This is a genomic window from Streptomyces himastatinicus ATCC 53653 (assembly GCF_000158915.1).
GTDB classification, from domain to species: Bacteria; Actinomycetota; Actinomycetes; order Streptomycetales; family Streptomycetaceae; genus Streptomyces; species Streptomyces himastatinicus.
The window spans coordinates 6,197,074-6,213,888 of the sequence record NZ_GG657754.1 but is presented as its reverse complement, the minus strand read 5'-3'; the positions used below and the strand labels follow the sequence as shown (position 1 = coordinate 6,213,888).

The following is a 16,815-nucleotide window of genomic DNA, read 5'->3' as shown; positions in this document are numbered from 1 at the left end:
GTCCAGGTGGGGGTTCGGGGGCGAAGCCCCCGCCCGGGGGCCGGGGCGGAGCCCGCCACGCGGCGGAGCCGCATATCGGTACTGCGGGAAGGGGCGGGGTGGGGAAAAACCTCGTGCCATCCGCCGCTGAGCGTACGCTTAGGAAAAAGAGTTCCGCGTCACAGCACTCGCCCCGTGACCCCCGCTCTACGTACGGGTAACTTCCCTCACAGTCCCACGCCGTACCCCCGATCCGCCCCATGGAGCCGTGATGCCCGAAGCCGTGATCGTCTCTGCCGCCCGTTCGCCCATCGGCCGTGCCTTCAAGGGGTCGCTCAAGGATCTGCGGCCCGACGACCTGACCGCCGAGATCGTCCAGGCCGCCCTCGCCAAGGTTCCCCAGCTGGATCCGCGGGAGATCGACGATCTGATGCTCGGGTGTGGTCTGCCGGGTGGGGAGCAGGGGCACAACCTGGGGCGGATCGTGGCCGTGCAGATGGGGATGGACCATCTGCCCGGGTGCACGATCACCCGTTACTGTTCGTCCTCGCTCCAGACCTCGCGGATGGCGCTGCACGCCATCAAGGCGGGCGAGGGGGACGTGTTCATCTCAGCGGGCGTCGAGATGGTGTCGCGCAGCGTCAAGGGCTCATCGGACGGGCTGCCGGACACCCACAACCCGGTGTTCGCCGATGCCGAGGCCCGTACCGTCGCGCGCGCCGAGCAGGAGGGCACCAACTGGCACGACCCGCGCGAGGACGGGCTGATCCCCGACGCGTACATCGCGATGGGGCAGACCGCCGAGAACCTGGCCCGGCTCAAGGGGATCACCCGCGAGGACATGGACGCGTTCGGCGTGCGGTCCCAGAACCTCGCCGAGGAGGCCATCAAGAAGGGCTTCTGGGAGCGTGAAATCACCCCCGTGACGACCCCTGACGGCACCGTGGTGGCCACGGACGACGGGCCGCGTGCGGGGACCACGCTGGAGGGCGTACAGGGCCTCAAGCCGGTGTTCCGGCCCGACGGGCTGGTCACCGCGGGCAACTGCTGCCCGCTCAACGACGGCGCCGCCGCGCTCGTGATCATGTCCGACACCAAGGCGCGCGAGCTGGGCATCACCCCGCTGGCCCGGATCGTGTCCACGGGCGTCTCCGGCCTCTCCCCCGAGATCATGGGGTACGGACCGGTCGAGGCGTCCAAGCAGGCGCTGTCCCGGGCCGGGCTGGCGATCGGCGACATCGACCTGGTGGAGATCAACGAGGCGTTCGCCGCCCAGGTCATCCCGTCCTACCGGGACCTGGGCATCGACCTGGACCGGCTCAACGTCAACGGTGGCGCGATCGCGGTGGGCCACCCGTTCGGCATGACCGGCGCCCGCATCACCGGCACGCTGATCAACTCGCTCCAGTTCCACGACAAGCAGTTCGGCCTGGAGACCATGTGCGTGGGCGGCGGCCAGGGCATGGCGATGGTCATCGAGCGGCTGAGCTGAGCTGAGCCATCTGTCCGCGCGGACACACGGATACGCCGATACACGGCCCGAGCGCGAGTTGTGACCCAATCTCCCCCAGGATGTGACCAACGTCCTGGGGGAGCCCCGTCTCCGCAGCTCAGGTACGGTGGACGGCCCTCTTCCGGGCATGGACTTCGGTCCGCTCGTGACGTCCTGCTCTGACGCCGAGAGGCGAACCGAGTCAAGCTGAGGTAGGAATTCGGGGGATCGACAGCAACCGGGAGTTACGTCAGTGAGCCCCATGACCTTTGCCCTCCTGCTCGCCGCGCTGGCCGCCACGGCCACCGGCGCCGCCGCGCTGCACACCGCGCGCGGTGTGCGGCGGCAGATCACGGAGCTGCGCGCCGAGCTGGCCGCCACGGTCGCCGCGGCCGGCCGGGCGGACCGGTCCGGGGAGGACGCCGTCACGGTGCCCGCCGCCCGCGCCACGCCCGCCGCCGAGATACGGGCGGCCGTCGCCGACGCGCTCGCCGAGGAGCGGGAGCGCGAGCTGGCCGAGGCACGGGCGTTCTGGGCCGCCCAGGAGGCCCGGGACTCGGCCGGGACCTCCGACGCCCCCTCGCTGCTCGGCGGGATGGCCGGGCTCGGCGAGGACTCCCCCGACGCGCCGCACGACGCGCAGCTCTTCGTGCCCCGCCAGGCGGATCTGGCCGGTCTGGAGCCCCTGCTCGGCCTGGACGCGCTGGGCCCGGACGCCCGCGACTCCGCCGCGGAGCAGGAGCCGGAGGAGCCGATGGAGCTGGAGGTGGGCGCCGAGGTGGGTGCCGAGATCGGCGTGGAGCTCGGCGTCGAGACGGACCAGGAGGCCGAGTCCTTCGAGTCGCCCGAGCTGGCCGCCGCGCGCCGCCGCCACCCCTCGCACCCCGACTTCACGCCCTCGTCGCCGGTCGCCGACCACGACCGGACCGTGGCCCGGCTGACCGAGCTGGCGGAGGCCCGTACCCCGCTGGCGGACGTACGCCCCGGCCCGCTGGGCACGCTCGACGTGTACGTCTTCGCCGACGGCACCACGATCTGCATGACCCCCGGCCACCGGGAGACCGCCGAGCGGCTGGCGGACGCGCTGCGCGAGGGCACCGCCCCGGTGCTGCTCGGCGGCTCGGGCGTCTCGGGCGCGTACGCGCTCACCTTCGGCTGCGGCGACGAGAACGTGTACGTCCTCGCCGACCGCGTCATCGCTTCGCTTTGAACCCTCCCCCAGCTGAAGCAGAGGGAATCCTGGCTCAGGAAGCCCCGCAGGTCAGCGACCTGAAAGGTCTTACTCCCTCAGCACCAGCCGGGACGGAACCTGCCCGGTTGCCCGAAAGCATTGAGTTGCACTGGCTTGGTTCTCGCTCAGCGCGTCGTGCGTGCTTGGTTCTCGCAACGCACGACACGCAGCCTACCGACCGCGTGGGCGGTATTTCGCCCTAAAGGTGAAATCGCCGCACCCGCCCTCAGAGGCCGCAGCGCCCGGCCGCCGCGTCGACGAGCGCGGCCGCTTCCGCGGCACCCGCCTCCGCGGCGCCACCCGGCGCACGCTCCAGCGCGTGCACCAAATCATGACCGGCCACCGCGACCTGGTCGGCGATCATGAAAACCCCCGCGTCCGGCATGATCCGCGGCGGGTTCCCGGGCTCCTCCAGACGCTGGGCCCGCACCGACAATTCCCTCGCCAGGGCCAGTCCTTCGGCCGCGGCGCCCTGGCGCAGCCGGGACTGTGGGAGGGCGCGCAGCCGGTCGGCGAGACGGTCTACGGCAGTCAGCAAAGGGGTCGCATCATCCACGTCGTGAGCGTATGCGCCACCCACGGACTGTTGCCAACGGCCGAACACTCAGGCACGGTGAGCTGAAGGACCCCACCCGGGTGATTGAATCCGGGTCCGGAATGGACGCGTCCGGAGGCGCCGATGTCCCAGATCTTCTCCGACGAGACTCACCGGAACCTACTCTCCCGCATCCCCCAATGCACCGGCCGTGAGATTGCCGACTGGCTGCGCACGGTAGACGAAGGTCCCGCCTTCTTCCGCTTCGAGGAGAAGGTCAGCTGGCTGCGGGGCGAGCACCAGCTCGCCTATGGGCACGCCAAAGCGATCATCCACGAACACGACCTGAGGCGCGCGGCACGCAAACTGCTGTAGCCCGCTGCCTGGAGGCTTCAAGCGTGTACCACAGACGGGCACGAGATGACGAAAGCGGCTTAGGCCGCAGAAGACCGCGAAGGTCCGGTGGAAGCAATGCTTCCAAAGATCCCCTTCGGCTGTTACGGGGCCGACGGGGGCCCATCGGGCCCCCGGACCGGACGCTAGTCCCTGAAGATGGAGATCAGCCGGAGCAGCTCCAGGTAGATCCACACCAGCGACAGCGTCAGACCGAACGCGGCCAGCCAGGACTCCTCGCGCGGAGCGCCGTACCGGACGCCGTCCTCGACCTGCTTGAAGTCCATCGCCAGGAACGCGGCACCGAGCACGACGCCGATGATGCCGAAGGCGATGCCGAGGCCACCGCTGCGGAAGCCCAGGCCGTCACCGCCGCCGAAGGCGGCGAACAGCAGGTTGACCGCCATCAGCAGGATGAAGCCGATGGCCGCCGCCAGCACGAACCGCTGAAAGCGCGCGTTCACCCGGATGAGCCGGGTCTTGTACGCGGCGAGCACACCGATGAAGACGGCCATCGTGCCGAGGACCGCCTGCATGGGAGCGCCGGACCAGCGCTCGTTGTAGACCTGGCTGATGACGCCGAGGAAGAGTCCCTCGAAGGCGGCGTACCCCAGGATGAGCGCGGGCGAGGGCGTGCGCTTGAACGCCTGCACCAGACCCAGCACCATCGCGACCAGCGCGGCGCCGATGCCCGCACCGATGGGAAGGTGCGCGATCCAGGCGACGGCGGCCGCGACGACCACGGTGCCCAGCGTCATACCGGTGCGCATGACGACGTCGTCCATCGTCATCCGGCCGGTCTGCTGACCGGCCGGGGGCGCTCCGTACATCTGCTGGAGCTGCTCGGGCGTCAGGTTCTGCTGGCCACCGACGGCATAGGGGTTGGCCGGTGCCGCTTGCGTCTGCGCGTACGGATTGGTGCCCGCGTACGGGTTGCCCTGGACTGCGGCGGGGCCCCCGGCCTGCTGGGCCGCGCCGAAGCCGGCGTAGCCGCCGCTGCGGCTGAACCCCCGTCGCGAGAAGACCGGGTTGCTGCTCCTCATCTCACTCCTCCATGGCCGCCCTGCGCGACCTTGACTCAAGAGTAATGGGTAAGCAAAGAAAGCACCCTAGTGCCCAAGGAGGATCTTTTCACGCGCGCCCGGACAGCGCGAGGTCCCCCCGGCAGCCGGTACGGGACCGGGCGCGGACCCTGGTCGCACGGTCGGCGACGGCTCGCGCACACAGAGTGCGCCCACGAGATCTGGAGGTGCCCGGAACCGGACTTGAACCGGTACGCCCGCGAGGGGCAGCGAGGTTTAAGCTCGCCGTGTCTGCATTCCACCATCCGGGCAGCGGCTCACCCTGGGACGTACGAAGTGCGTACCTCCGTACCTCCCTCCCCATAGGAGAGCAGCACGAGCCTATCCGGGCCGATGGACCCGAACAGCGAATCACCGGACCGAGGTTGTCTTATTTTATTGGCAACTGAGGGCCCATCAGCAGTGGGTCAGGGTACCCGTCGATGCCGGCGCCCGCCGGACCTGCTTATATGCCCTGTGACCCCTTTGACGGCGGATTGACGCAATCTCGATGCCCCCATTCGGGGGTCCTCTCCTACCCAAGGAGGACTCCGGTCCCGCGTACGTACGACCCGAGTCGCGCGCAGAACCGGAGGAGCGAGGGATCCCGTCCCCCTTTGTGGCAAGGACGATGGAGGGACGTCCCCGGCCGACCGCACCGCACGACAGGAGCTCCGCACCGTGACCACCACCACTTCCGGCGTCGAGACCGCCGCCCGTTCCACGACGGCGGCAGCCCGGGCAACGGACCTCTCCAAGGTCTACGGACAGGGCGAGACCCAGGTCGTCGCCCTGGACGCCGTCTCCGTCGAGTTCCGGCAAGCCGAGTTCACCGCGATCATGGGCCCCTCGGGTTCGGGCAAGTCGACGCTGATGCACTGCATGGCGGGCCTGGACTCCGTCTCCAGCGGCTCGGCGCGCATCGGTGACGTCGAGCTGACGGCCCTCAAGGACAAGAAACTCACCCAACTGCGCCGCGACAAGATCGGGTTCATCTTCCAGGCGTTCAACCTGCTGCCGACGCTGAACGCGCTGGAGAACATCACCCTGCCGATGGACATCGCGGGCCGCAAGGCCGACTCTGCGTGGCTGGACCGGGTCGTGGAGACGGTCGGTCTGGCCGGGCGGCTCAAGCACCGCCCCAGCCAGCTCTCCGGCGGTCAGCAGCAGCGTGTCGCCGTGGCCCGCGCGCTGGCCGGCAAGCCCGAGATCATCTTCGCGGACGAGCCCACCGGAAACCTCGACTCCCGCTCCGGCGCCGAGGTGCTGGGCTTCCTGCGCAACTCGGTGCGCGAACTGGGCCAGACCGTGGTCATGGTGACCCACGATCCGGTCGCCGCGGCCTACGCCGACCGGGTGGTCTTCCTCGCCGACGGCCAGATCGTGGACGAGCTGCTGGACCCGACCGCCGACTCGGTGCTGGACCGCATGAAGCGGTTCGACGCCAAGGGCCGTACGAGCTGACGCGAGGCGCGCGTCCGTCACCGCACGCCGCTCCCGCCTCCGCACCTTTTCGCTTCCTCCCCAGGACTGACTTCCATGCTCCGTACCGCCCTGCGCAACGTGCTTGCGCACAAGGCCCGGCTGCTGATGACCGTCCTCGCCGTCATGCTCGGCGTGGCCTTCGTCTCCGGCACCCTGGTCTTCACCAACACCATCTCCGCCGCCTACCAGAAGAGCTCCGAAAAGGGCTTCGACGGCGTCGACGTCGCCATCACCCCGCACAAGTCCGACTCCGGCTCCGGCGTCCCCGGCCCCACGCCGCGGCTCAGCCAGCAGGTGCTCGACAAGGCGGCCAAGGTGCCCGGCGCCGCCTCCGCCACCGGTGTCGTCAAGGGCTTCACCGCCCTCGCCGACCGGAACGGCGAGATGCTCGGCGACGGCTTCTCGACCCTCGGCGGGAACTACTACCCGGGCCCCGACGGCAAGGACCCGCGGTACACGCTGACCGAGGGCCGCGCGCCCAAGGCCGCGGGCGAGATCGCGCTCGACTCCAAGTCCGCCGAGAAGGGCCACTACAAGGCCGGTGACACCATCCGGGTCTCCGTCAACGGCCCGGTGCGCACCGAGAAGATCTCCGGCGTCTTCACCACCGACGACGGCAATGTCGCGGCGGGCGGCAGCCTCGCGCTGTACGACAACGCCACCGCGCAGAAGCTGTTCGCCAAGCCCGGCCAGTTCGACGAGATCGACGTGAAGGCCGCCGCCGGAACCTCGCAGGCCGCCCTGAAGTCCGCGGTCGACAAGGTCCTGCCGCAGGACGCCGAGGCCGCCACCGGCCAGAAGCTCGCCGACGACCAGGCCGAGCAGATCAAGCAGGGCATGAGCAGCATGCAGACCGCCATGCTGGTCTTCGCCGGGATCGCGCTCTTCGTCGGCATCTTCATCATCGCCAACACCTTCACCATGCTGGTCGCCCAGCGCACCAAGGAACTGGCCCTGATGCGGGCGGTCGGCGCGAGCCGCCGTCAGGTGACCCGCTCGGTGCTGATCGAGGCCACCGCCGTCGGCGCCGTCGCCGCCGTCGTGGGCATGGCCGCCGGTGTCGGCATCGGCGCCGGGCTGCGCTCGCTGCTCAGCTCCACCGGGGCCACCGTCCCGGACGGACCGCTGGTCATCGAGCCCACCACCGTGCTGGCCTCGCTGCTCGTCGGCGTCGTGGTGACCGTGCTCGCCGCCTGGCTGCCGGGCCGCCGCGCCGCGAAGATCCCGCCGGTCGCCGCCATGAGCAGCGTCCACGCGGCTCCGACGACCCGCGGCCTGGTGGTACGGAACACGATCGGCGCGCTGCTCGGCGCGGCCGGTGTGGCGCTGGTGCTGTACGGCTCCGGCCAGGGCATGGACGGCAAGGGCCCGATGGCGTTCGGCGCCGCGGTCCTGGTGATCGGCGTGTTCGTGCTCACCCCGCTGCTGTCCCGGCCGCTGATCGCGGCCGCCGCCCCGGTGCTGCGGCTGTTCGGGATGTCCGGCAAGCTCGCCCGGCAGAACGCGGTGCGCAACCCGCGCCGTACCGCCGCCACCGCCTCCGCGCTGATGGTCGGCCTCACCCTGATCACCGGCATGACGGTGATCGCGGGCAGTGTCCAGAAGGGCATCGACCAGATGGCCTCGGACGGCCTGAAGTCCGACTACGTCGTCAGCATGGGCGGCGCCGGCGGGGCCCCGCGGCCGCTGTCCCCGGACGTGGCCAAGAAGCTGGAGAAGCAGCCCGAGGTCACCGCGGTCAGCCCGCTGCGCCAGGCCCCGGCCAAGATCGGCGGCAAGACCGACTCCCTGACGGGCGTCAACCCCAAGGCCATCAAGCAGCTGGTCGGGGTGGACTTCCTCGACGGGTCGTTCTCCGGCTTCGGCGGGCAGAAGGTCGTCGTCGACGACAAGACCGCCGACAGCAACCACTGGAAGGTCGGTTCGGCCGTCCCCGTGACGTACCAGGACGGCCGCAGCGCCAAGCTGACCGTCGGCGGTGTGTACGAGGGCAACCAGATGATCCGCGGGGTCATGGTCGACGCCGCCACCATCACCCCGCACATGGCCACCGTCACCGACTTCCAGGTGATGCTGAAGACCAAGGGCGGGGCGACCGAGGCCAACAAGGACGCGCTGACCAAGGCGCTGGGCGACAACCCGGCCCTCCAGGTCCAGAACAAGAAGGACATCTCCGACGGCATCGCCAAGCTGTTCACCCTGATGCTGAACATGCTCTACGGCCTGCTGGCCATGGCCGTGATCGTCGCGGTGCTCGGGGTCATCAACACCCTGGCCATGTCGGTCTTCGAACGGTCGCAGGAGATCGGCATGCTGCGGGCCATCGGTCTGGACCGGCGCGGCATCAAGCGGATGGTGCGGCTGGAGTCGCTGGTCATCTCGCTGTTCGGCGGGGTGCTCGGCATCGGCCTCGGCGTCTTCTTCGGCTGGGCGGCCGGTGAGCTGATCTCCACCGGTCTCTCGACCTACGAACTGGTCCTGCCGTGGGGCCGGATGGGTCTGTTCCTGGCGATGGCCGCGTTCGTGGGCGTGCTGGCGGCCCTGTGGCCCGCGCGCCGGGCGGCCAAGCTCAACATGCTGGAGTCCATCAAGGCCGAGTAGACCGGCTCTGAGTGACACAAAACGGGCCTGATGCGCTTCCCGCGCATCAGGCCCGTTCTCTGTCCGGTCAGCTCCCTGTCCGGTCAGCCGCGCCAGTCCCGGGTCCGCAGCGGCAGCCCGGACGCGCCGCTCTCCGGCGTACGGACGGCGAGGATCTGGTTGACGCCGATCCGGTTGCGTTCGAACGACAGCGCGGAGGCGGCCATGTAGAGCCGCCACACCCGGGCCCGGCCCGGGGAGGTCAGCCGGACGGCCTCCGGCCAGGACCGCTCCAGGTTGGCGACCCAGCGGCGCAGGGTGAGCGCGTAGTGCTCGCGGATCGCCTCCACGTCGCGCACCTCGAACCCGGCCTCCTCCAGCTGGGTCACGGTCCGGCCGACGGGGGCCAGTTCGCCGTCGGGGAAGACGTAGCGGTCGATGAACTCGTCCACGTGGTACGCCTCCTCGTCCGGCTCGGGGCGCCGGGCGATCTGGTGGTTCAGCAGCCGCCCGCCGGGGGCCAGCAGCCGGTGCAGGATGCCGGTGTACTCGGCGTACCGCACGGAACCCACGTGCTCGGCCATGCCGATCGAGGAGATCGCGTCGTACGGACCGTCGTCGATCTCCCGGTAGTCCTGCACCCGGATCTCGATCTCATCGGTCAGCCCGGCGTCCGCGATGCGCTTACGGGCGTACGACGCCTGCTCCTCGGAGAGCGTGATGCCGACCGCCCGCACCCCGTACTCGCGCGCCGCGTGCAGCACCATCGAGCCCCAGCCGCACCCCACGTCCAGCAGCCGCTGCCCGGGCTCCAGCGCGAGCTTGCGGCAGACCAGGTCGAGTTTGGCCCGCTGCGCCTCTTCCAGCGTGGTGTCCGGTCTTTCCCAGTACGCGCACGAGTAGACCATCGAGGGGCCGAGCACCAGCTCGTAGAAGTCGTTGCCGACGTCGTAGTGGTGGCTGATGGCCTGCTTGTCCCGGCGCAGGGTGTGCAGCGGCCCGCGGGTCGACCCGGCCTCCTCGCGCGGCGGGGCCGGCGGCAGCCCGGGGCCGGCGAGGGTGACCAGTTCGCGGACGGCCGCGCGCACCTTCGGGTCGCGCGCCGCCTTCAGTGCCGCGGCGAGGCGGGTCCGGCGCGGGGCCGCGGGTTCGTCCCGCTCCCAGAGCAGCCCGGCCAGCTGGTCCAGCGCCTCGTAGAGATCGCCCTCGACCTCGAGATCGCCCGCCACCCAGGCCCGGGCCAGACCGAGTTCGCCCGGCTTCCACAGCATCCGGCGCAGCGCCCGGCGGCGCCGCAGGATGAGGACGGGGGCGCCGGGCGGACCGGTCTCGCTGCGGTCCCAGGCCCGGATGCGGAGGGGGAGCGGGGCTCCCAGCACCTCCTCGGCCAGGGCGGCAAGTCTCGCGGCGGCGTCGGTCATCTCGGCACACCTCCATGATGGCGAGTCAGGGAAGATACTCACCACGTAAACACCATGGAACCGCCCGTACAGTCCCGCCGACACGTCTGGAAACGGTAAAAAGCGCGCACGCGAAGGGCGTCCGCCCCACGGATGGCGGACGCCCTCGGCGTTTTCACGGTATTCAGATGTGCGCGACGTTCAGCTGCCCGGTGCCCCGGGCCGGCGTCAGGACGCCTTGGCCTTCTCCGCGGTGACCTCGGCGGAAGCCTTCGCGGCGGCGGCCGCGGAGACCGGGGCGGCGGCCTCGTAGAACTCCTCGCGGGGGTTCTCCATGGCGCCGAGGGAGACGACCTCGCGCTTGAGGAACATGCCCAGCGTCCAGTCGGCGAAGACCCGGATCTTGCGGTTGAAGGTCGGCATCGCCATGCCGTGGTAGCCACGGTGCATGTACCAGGCCAGCCGGCCCTTGAGCTTGATCTTCATCTTGCCCATGACGATCATCGCGACGCCCTTGTGGAGGCCGAGACCCGCGACGGCGCCCTTGTTGGCGTGCTTGTACTCGCCCTGCGGGAAGCCCCGCATGCCCGAGATCACGTTGTCGCCGAGGACCCTGGCCTGGCGCAGCGCGTGCTGGGCGTTCGGCGGGCACCAGGCGCCCTCGCCGCTGGCGAGGTCCGGCACCTGGGCGTTGTCGCCCGCGGCCCAGATGTAGTCGGTGCCCTTCACCTGGAGGGTCGCGCCGGTGTCCACGTGGCCGCGCGGGCCGAGCGGGAGGCCGAACCGGGCGAGCGCCGGGTTGGGCTTGACGCCCGCGGTCCACACGATGGTGTTGGAGTCGACCTCGAGGCCGTTCTTGAGCACCACGTGGCCGTCGACGCAGGAGTTCATCGAGGTGTTGAGGTAGATCTCGACACCGCGGTTCTGGAGGTGCTCCAGACCCCACTGGCCGAGCTTCGGGCCTACCTCGGGGAGGATCTTGTCGGCCGCGTCGACGAGCACGAAGCGCATGTCCTCGCGCTTCACGTTCGGGTAGTACTTGGCCGCGTCGCGGGCCATGTCCTCGACCTCGCCGATGGTCTCCGCACCCGCGAAGCCACCGCCGACGAAGACGAAGGTGAGCGCCTTGCGGCGGATGTCCTCGTCCGTGGTGGAGTCGGCCTTGTCGAGCTGCTCGAGAACGTGATTGCGCAGGCCGATGGCCTCTTCTATGCCCTTCATCCCGATGCCGTTCTCGGCCAGGCCGGGAATCGGGAAGGTGCGGGAGACCGCGCCCATCGCGATGACGAGGTAGTCGAAGGGCAGCTCGTACGACTCGCCGACGAGCGGCTGGACGACGGCGACCTTGCGGTCCTGGTCGATGTTCGACACCCGGCCGGTGAGGACCTCCGCCTTGGGAAGCACACGCCGCAGCGGAACCACGACGTGGCGCGGAGAGATGCTGCCGGCCGCAGCTTCGGGGAGGAAGGGCTGGTACGTCATGTACGAGCGGGGGTCGACGACCGTGACAGTCGCCTCGCCGTACCGCATCTTCTTGAGGATGCGGCGCGCCGCGTACAGGCCTACGTACCCACCGCCTACAACGAGGATCCTGGGACGCTCCGTGGTGCTCATGATTCGAGTATCCAGCACCCCCCGAGGGGGACCTCGTGAGCCCCTTCACAAGCAATGTGGGGGTATCTGCTACACTCCGCCGCCCCCGTGACGGAGGCCATAGCTCGGCCGGGGAACCGGCAACCGGAGCGAGGCGTTCCCAGCCCCGCTGAGCAGCGATAGCTGTTGAACGCGCGAGTAGACCACGGGGTTCCCGAGCGGTCCGGCGCATGGGGCGATCGGCCATGATCGGGCCCGACTTGATGAACACCGTCACCAATAGCGCCCCTGAGGCGGCCCGGAAGGCGGCCACCAGGCACCTTTTTCATGTGAAGAGTTTCACGAACTCTTTTGGCGGCGGTCCGCGGAAGGCCCCCGAAGGGCCCTTCCGGGCCGCTCAGACGATATCGATCCCGCTCAGGCGATGCTCCAGGCGATGCCGTCGAGGATGTCGTGTTCGCTCACGACGACCTCCTCCGCACCGGTCCGATTCATGATCGCCAGCAGCACCAGGGCGCCCGCGGTGATCACGTCGACCCGGCCCGGATGCATCGCCCCGATCGCCGCCCGCTCCTCGTGGGTCGAGGTCAGCAGCTTGGCCGTGATCTCGCCGACCTGACCGGCGTGCACCCGGGCGTGGTGGATCGCGGCCGGGTCGTACTCCGCCAGGCCCAGCGCGATGGCGGCGACGGTGGTGACCGTACCGGCCAGCCCGACCAAGGTGTGGCCGCCCTCGCCGGGGCGGCAGGCGCCGGTGAGCGGCACCGTCTCCTCGGCGAGGTCCAGCGCCCGCTCGATATCCGCCCTGACGGCCGAGATCTGATCCTCGGTCGGCACGTCGGCGACCTGGCCGTCCACGACGAGATGGCGCTCCGTCAGCCGCACACAGCCGATGTCGACGCTGCGGGCCGCCCGTACCCCGTCGTCGCCGCTGACGAACTCGGTCGAGCCACCGCCGAGGTCCACCACCAGGAACGGACCGCTCAGGTGCTCGTGGCCGGTCAGCTCCTTGGTCGCGCCGGTGAAGGAGAACGCCGCCTCCTGATCGCCGGTGATCACCTCGGGCTCGACGCCGAGGATGTCGACCACGCCGCGCACGAACTCCTCACGGTTCTCGGCGTCCCGCGAGGCCGAGGTGGCGACGAAGCGGACGCGCTCGGCGCCCAGCGTGCGTATGACCTCCGCGTACTCCCGGCACGCGGCGAAGGTGCGCTCCAGCGCCTCGGGGGCCAGCCGCCCGGTGCGGTCCACACCCTGGCCCAGCCGGACGATCGTCATCCGGCGGTCCAGCTCGGTCAGCTCACCCGTGGCCGGGTCGGCGTCGGCGACCAGCAGCCGGATCGAATTGGTGCCGCAGTCCACGGCCGCGACGCGGGTCATGCGGTCTCCTCCTCCGTCTTCTCGGCACAGGGCGCGACGCACGGGCCCTTGCGCCACCACTCCGGCAGCAGCGCGATCGCCTCGTCGCCGAGCGGATTGACCCCGGGACCGGCCGCGAGGGAGTGGCCGACCAGGACGTGCAGGCACTTCACCCGGTCCGGCATGCCGCCCGCGCTCGGGAAGCCCTCCAGCACCTCGATGGCGTCGCGGCGCGCGATGTAGTCCTCGTGGGCGGCGCGGTAGGCGGCGGCGAGCTCGGGGTCCTCGCCCAGCCGGGCCGTCATCTCCTTCATCACGCCCTCGGCCTCCAGCGTGCCGATCGCGGACGCGGCGCGCGGGCAGGTCAGGTAGTACGTGGTCGGGAACGGCGTGCCGTCCTCGAGGCGCGGCGCGGTCTCGACGACATCGGGGTTGCCGCAGGGGCAGCGGTGCGCGACGGCGCGCAGGCCCCGCGGGAGGCGGTTCAGCTGCTCCTTGACGGCGGCGATGTCCGCGTCGGTGGGCGCGGTGGGCTCCGTCTGCGGAGGGGGCGTGTCCATGAGGGGAAAGTTCTCTTCGATCGGTATCGGGCCGGGTACGACCGCGGGGCGCCGGACGCGGCGCGTCAGCGGTCCGCGGCGGCGGCCGCCTTCGGCGCGTCCGCCGTGTCCACGGCGTCCCAGAGGTTGGTGTACCAGGGGCGGTCGGCCGCGCCCCGGTCGGTGGAGCGCTCGGCCCGGGCGCCGGGGTCCACCATGCTGAAGCCGGTCTCGCCGGGCATCAGATAGTGAAGATGCTCGCGGGCCTGCCGCTCGATGTACGCGGGGTCGCGCAGCCGGGCCTTCTGCTCGCGCAGCTTGGCCACCTCGGCGCGCTCGCGCTGGGCCTGGCGCCGCTGGTCGGCGATCTCCGAGCGCTGGGAGATGTACTGCCGCATCGGGTAGGCCAGCGCGACCACCAGGGAGCAGACGACCAGCGCGAGGAGGGCGGCCCGGCCGGTGAGCCGGCTGCGGCGGCGCTTGATCCGGGCACGGTAGACCCGGGCGGCGGCGTGTTCGCCGAGCGCCTTGAGCCTGGTCGCGGTGGAGAACCGATCCGCCGGCACGTCGCCTCCCCGGTGATGACTTCGTTTCGAGTAACGCCGTCCCCGGCCACGGTACGGGACCGCGGCCGGGGACAGGCGTCAGACGTGTCCGCTCCTCGAGGATCGAGAAGCGGTCAGCCCTTGAAGCGCGGGAAGGCGGAGCGGCCCGCGTACACCGCGGCGTCGTCGAGGATCTCCTCGATGCGCAGCAGCTGGTTGTACTTGGCCACCCGCTCGGAGCGGGCCGGGGCGCCGGTCTTGATCTGGCCGCAGTTGGTGGCGACGGCCAGGTCGGCGATCGTGACGTCCTCGGTCTCACCGGAGCGGTGCGACATCATGCACTTGAAGCCGCTGCGCTGGGCCAGCTCGACGGCGTCGAGGGTCTCGGTCAGCGAGCCGATCTGGTTGACCTTGACCAGCAGGGCGTTCGCGGTGTCGTTGTCGATGCCGCGGGCCAGCCGCTCGGGGTTGGTCACGAACAGGTCGTCACCGACCAGCTGGACCTTGTCACCGAGCTGCTCGGTGATCGTCTTCCAGCCGTCCCAGTCCTCCTCGTTCAGCGGGTCCTCGATGGAGACCAGCGGGTACGCCTCGACCAGCTCGGCGTAGTACGCGGTCATCTCGGACGCGGTGCGGGCCTTGCCCTCGAACTGGTAGACGCCGTCCTTGTGGAACTCGGAGGCGGCGACGTCGAGCGCGAGCGCGATGTCCTGGCCGGGCTGGTAGCCGGCCTTCTTGATGGCCTCGACGATGAGGTCGAGGGCGTCCCGGTTGGAGTCGAGGTTCGGCGCGAAGCCGCCCTCGTCACCGAGACCGGTGGACAGGCCGCGCTCCTTCAGCACGCCCTTCAGGGTGTGGTAGACCTCGGCACCCCAGCGCAGGGCCTCGGAGAAGGACTCCGCGCCGACCGGCGCGATCATGAACTCCTGGATGTCCACATTGGAGTCGGCGTGCGAGCCGCCGTTGAGGATGTTCATCATCGGGACCGGCAGCAGGTGCGCGTTCGGGCCGCCGAGGTAACGGAAGAGGGGCAGGTCGGACGCCTCGGAGGCGGCGTGCGCCACGGCGAGGGAGACGCCGAGGATGGCGTTGGCACCGAGCGAGGACTTGTCCGGAGTGGCATCCAGATCGAACATCGCCTGGTCGATCAGGCGCTGCTCGGTGGCGTCATAACCGACCAGCTCGGGGCCGATCTGCTCGATGACGGCGAGGACGGCCTTCTCCACGCCCTTGCCGCCATAGCGGTTCTTGTCGCCGTCACGGAGTTCGAGGGCCTCGAAGGCGCCGGTGGAGGCGCCGGACGGGACGGCGGCACGGCCGGTGCTGCCGTCGTCGAGGCCGACCTCGACCTCGACCGTGGGGTTGCCTCGCGAGTCGAGGATCTCGCGAGCTACGACGACGTCGATGGACGGCACGAGGATCTCCTTCGTATGGGTCTTCGGTAGCAGCATGAGCCTAACCGCACCGAAGCCCCGGCGGGGCGCACCGTGGGGGCGGCGCACCCAGCCGGGGCTCGTTGGCTACGGTGTGGCTGCTCAGCTCAGGTGGAGCTGCTGGCCGGGGAAGATCATGTCGGCCTTCTCGATGATGTTCTTGTTCAGCTCGAAGAGCTTCTTCCAGCCGCCCTTGACGTCCTCGGCCTTGGCGATCTTGCCGAGGGTGTCACCGGACTTGACCTTGTACTCGCCGTCGCCCTTCTTGATCGGGCCGCGGGCCTGGTCGCGCGCGGCGTGCTCGGGCGCGCTGCGGGGCGCGGCCTTCGGCTTGGCGGACGGGGCCGACTGCGAGGAGTCGGACTGGCTCTGCGACGGGGTGGACGGCGCCGGGGCGGACGGGGCGCCGCCGCTGGTCAGGCCCTTGCCGCAGACCGGCCAGGCACCCTTGCCCTGGCTGGCGAGGACCTTCTCGGCCACCTGGATCTGCTGGGCCTTGCCGGCCTTGTCGGCGGTGGGTGCGAAGGCGGTACCGCCGTACGCGGCCCAGGTGGAGGAGGAGAACTGAAGGCCGCCGTAGTAGCCGTTGCCGGTGTTGATCGACCAGTTGCCACCGGACTCACACTGCGCGACCTGGTCCCACTGGGACGTGGTGGCGGCAGAGGCGGACGTCGCACCGATGAGCGGAGTGGCCACTGCGGCTCCGGCGAGGCCGGCGAGCGCGGCGATACGAGTGGCCTTGGAAGGACGACGGTGCTTGCCCTGAGCATTGGACATGTTGGTTCGTTTCCTCACCGACGCCTACGAGGTGAGCTGTCGGGTTCGGGCGTGAGTTGCCCGGCTGGGTGCGGAGGTCCGCACCCTGCTTCACCCCTAGCCGCTTGGCCGATCCCGCTGGCCTCCCGGCACTTACCTTGGGTCCCCCGCTCCTGCCTTCGGCGCTGGCGCGTCGGTACCGGACGACCGCCGGCAGGACTCGGCGTGACGGTCGACGGTGCTCGTTGTGGCGAGCGGAAAGACGTTAAACACACGTGCGGGAAACGTTCAAACACCCTTATCCCAGCGAACAGGGCTGTTATCGATCTCACTCGGCCCACATCGGCGCAGGTGGGGCCGGGTACGGAGAGACCGGACACCTCGGACGCCCCGGAAAATGTGACGAGAGGTATGTCTCACCGGTTCCAGATCGG

Annotated in this window: 14 protein-coding genes, 1 tRNA gene and 1 riboswitch; of the genes, 5 read left to right on the top strand and 10 right to left on the bottom strand. The window is 70.2% G+C overall.

Going from position 1 to position 16,815, the window contains the following annotated elements; translation table 11 throughout:
* The first annotated feature begins 250 nt into the window (after nucleotides 1–250).
* Both SSOG_RS26490 and SSOG_RS26485 read left to right on the top strand, forming a co-directional pair.
* A complete protein-coding gene (locus SSOG_RS26490) occupies nucleotides 251–1,471 on the top strand; it encodes an acetyl-CoA C-acetyltransferase (RefSeq protein ID WP_009717333.1) in 1,221 nt (406 codons plus the stop codon).
* A 253-nt stretch (nucleotides 1,472–1,724) separates the two neighbouring features.
* On the top strand, nucleotides 1,725–2,681 hold the full coding sequence (locus SSOG_RS26485) for a hypothetical protein (RefSeq protein WP_078510406.1): 957 nt from the start codon (nucleotides 1,725–1,727) through the stop codon (nucleotides 2,679–2,681).
* Between the two features lie 247 nt (nucleotides 2,682–2,928).
* Here SSOG_RS26485 and SSOG_RS26480 read toward each other — a convergent pair whose 3' ends face one another.
* Nucleotides 2,929–3,258, bottom strand: coding sequence for a hypothetical protein (locus SSOG_RS26480; protein WP_078510635.1), 330 nt, complete (start codon nucleotides 3,256–3,258; stop codon nucleotides 2,929–2,931).
* 123 nt (nucleotides 3,259–3,381) lie between these two features.
* Here SSOG_RS26480 and SSOG_RS26475 point away from each other — a divergent pair, with 123 nt between their 5' ends.
* The gene (locus SSOG_RS26475) at nucleotides 3,382–3,612 is read left to right on the top strand and encodes a DUF4287 domain-containing protein (protein ID WP_009717330.1); all 231 of its coding nucleotides are present in this window, start codon (nucleotides 3,382–3,384) and stop codon (nucleotides 3,610–3,612) included.
* A gap of 164 nt (nucleotides 3,613–3,776) precedes the next feature.
* Here SSOG_RS26475 and SSOG_RS26470 read toward each other — a convergent pair whose 3' ends face one another.
* A complete protein-coding gene (locus tag SSOG_RS26470) occupies nucleotides 3,777–4,673 on the bottom strand; it encodes a Bax inhibitor-1/YccA family protein (RefSeq protein ID WP_009717329.1) in 897 nt (298 codons plus the stop codon).
* 207 nt (nucleotides 4,674–4,880) lie between these two features.
* Nucleotides 4,881–4,963 (bottom strand) — tRNA-Leu (locus SSOG_RS26465).
* Nucleotides 4,964–5,372: 409 nt separating this feature from the next.
* Here SSOG_RS26465 and SSOG_RS26460 point away from each other — a divergent pair.
* The gene (locus tag SSOG_RS26460; protein WP_009717328.1) at nucleotides 5,373–6,155 is read left to right on the top strand and encodes an ABC transporter ATP-binding protein; all 783 of its coding nucleotides are present in this window, start codon (nucleotides 5,373–5,375) and stop codon (nucleotides 6,153–6,155) included.
* A gap of 75 nt (nucleotides 6,156–6,230) precedes the next feature.
* Complete coding sequence (locus SSOG_RS26455) at nucleotides 6,231–8,777, top strand: ABC transporter permease (RefSeq protein ID WP_009717327.1); 2,547 nt, start codon at nucleotides 6,231–6,233, stop codon at nucleotides 8,775–8,777.
* A gap of 83 nt (nucleotides 8,778–8,860) precedes the next feature.
* Here SSOG_RS26455 and SSOG_RS26450 read toward each other — a convergent pair whose 3' ends face one another.
* From SSOG_RS26450 to SSOG_RS26420, 7 genes are all read right to left on the bottom strand, one after another.
* Nucleotides 8,861–10,177 (bottom strand): SAM-dependent methyltransferase, encoded by a 1,317-nt coding sequence (locus SSOG_RS26450; RefSeq protein ID WP_009717326.1) that lies wholly within the window; start codon nucleotides 10,175–10,177, stop codon nucleotides 8,861–8,863.
* A gap of 207 nt (nucleotides 10,178–10,384) precedes the next feature.
* The gene (locus SSOG_RS26445; RefSeq protein ID WP_039938762.1) at nucleotides 10,385–11,770 is read right to left on the bottom strand and encodes an NAD(P)/FAD-dependent oxidoreductase; all 1,386 of its coding nucleotides are present in this window, start codon (nucleotides 11,768–11,770) and stop codon (nucleotides 10,385–10,387) included.
* Between the two features lie 396 nt (nucleotides 11,771–12,166).
* Nucleotides 12,167–13,129 carry a Ppx/GppA phosphatase family protein gene (locus SSOG_RS26440; RefSeq protein WP_009717324.1) on the bottom strand — a complete coding sequence of 321 codons (963 nt, stop codon included), beginning with the start codon at nucleotides 13,127–13,129 and terminating at the stop codon, nucleotides 12,167–12,169.
* Nucleotides 13,126–13,668, bottom strand: coding sequence for a DUF501 domain-containing protein (locus tag SSOG_RS26435; RefSeq protein ID WP_009717323.1), 543 nt, complete (start codon nucleotides 13,666–13,668; stop codon nucleotides 13,126–13,128). The genes SSOG_RS26440 and SSOG_RS26435 overlap by 4 nt, the downstream gene beginning before the upstream one ends.
* A 65-nt stretch (nucleotides 13,669–13,733) precedes the next feature.
* Entirely contained in the window at nucleotides 13,734–14,213 is a 480-nt protein-coding gene (locus SSOG_RS26430; protein ID WP_009717322.1) for an FtsB family cell division protein, read from the bottom strand.
* Nucleotides 14,214–14,326: 113 nt separating this feature from the next.
* Nucleotides 14,327–15,613: a phosphopyruvate hydratase gene (eno, locus tag SSOG_RS26425; RefSeq protein ID WP_199844431.1), complete on the bottom strand. Its 1,287-nt coding sequence runs from the start codon at nucleotides 15,611–15,613 to the stop codon at nucleotides 14,327–14,329.
* A gap of 114 nt (nucleotides 15,614–15,727) precedes the next feature.
* The gene (locus SSOG_RS26420) at nucleotides 15,728–16,402 is read right to left on the bottom strand and encodes a LysM peptidoglycan-binding domain-containing protein (protein WP_039938760.1); all 675 of its coding nucleotides are present in this window, start codon (nucleotides 16,400–16,402) and stop codon (nucleotides 15,728–15,730) included.
* A 6-nt stretch (nucleotides 16,403–16,408) separates the two neighbouring features.
* A riboswitch (cyclic di-AMP (ydaO/yuaA leader) is annotated at nucleotides 16,409–16,576 on the bottom strand.
* Between the last annotated feature and the right edge of the window lie 239 nt (nucleotides 16,577–16,815).

Bases quoted from the DNA above. Each gene is read 5' to 3' on its own strand.
- SSOG_RS26475 (WP_009717330.1), top strand. From the start codon at position 3,382: ATGTCCCAGATCTTCTCCGACGAGACTCACCGGAACCTACTCTCCCGC.
- SSOG_RS26420 (WP_039938760.1), bottom strand. From the start codon at position 16,402: ATGTCCAATGCTCAGGGCAAGCACCGTCGTCCTTCCAAGGCCACTCGT.
- SSOG_RS26490 (WP_009717333.1), top strand. From the start codon at position 251: ATGCCCGAAGCCGTGATCGTCTCTGCCGCCCGTTCGCCCATCGGCCGT.
- SSOG_RS26440 (WP_009717324.1), bottom strand. From the start codon at position 13,129: ATGACCCGCGTCGCGGCCGTGGACTGCGGCACCAATTCGATCCGGCTG.
- SSOG_RS26445 (WP_039938762.1), bottom strand. From the start codon at position 11,770: ATGAGCACCACGGAGCGTCCCAGGATCCTCGTTGTAGGCGGTGGGTAC.
- SSOG_RS26455 (WP_009717327.1), top strand. From the start codon at position 6,231: ATGCTCCGTACCGCCCTGCGCAACGTGCTTGCGCACAAGGCCCGGCTG.
- SSOG_RS26435 (WP_009717323.1), bottom strand. From the start codon at position 13,668: ATGGACACGCCCCCTCCGCAGACGGAGCCCACCGCGCCCACCGACGCG.
- SSOG_RS26450 (WP_009717326.1), bottom strand. From the start codon at position 10,177: ATGACCGACGCCGCCGCGAGACTTGCCGCCCTGGCCGAGGAGGTGCTG.
- SSOG_RS26470 (WP_009717329.1), bottom strand. From the start codon at position 4,673: ATGAGGAGCAGCAACCCGGTCTTCTCGCGACGGGGGTTCAGCCGCAGC.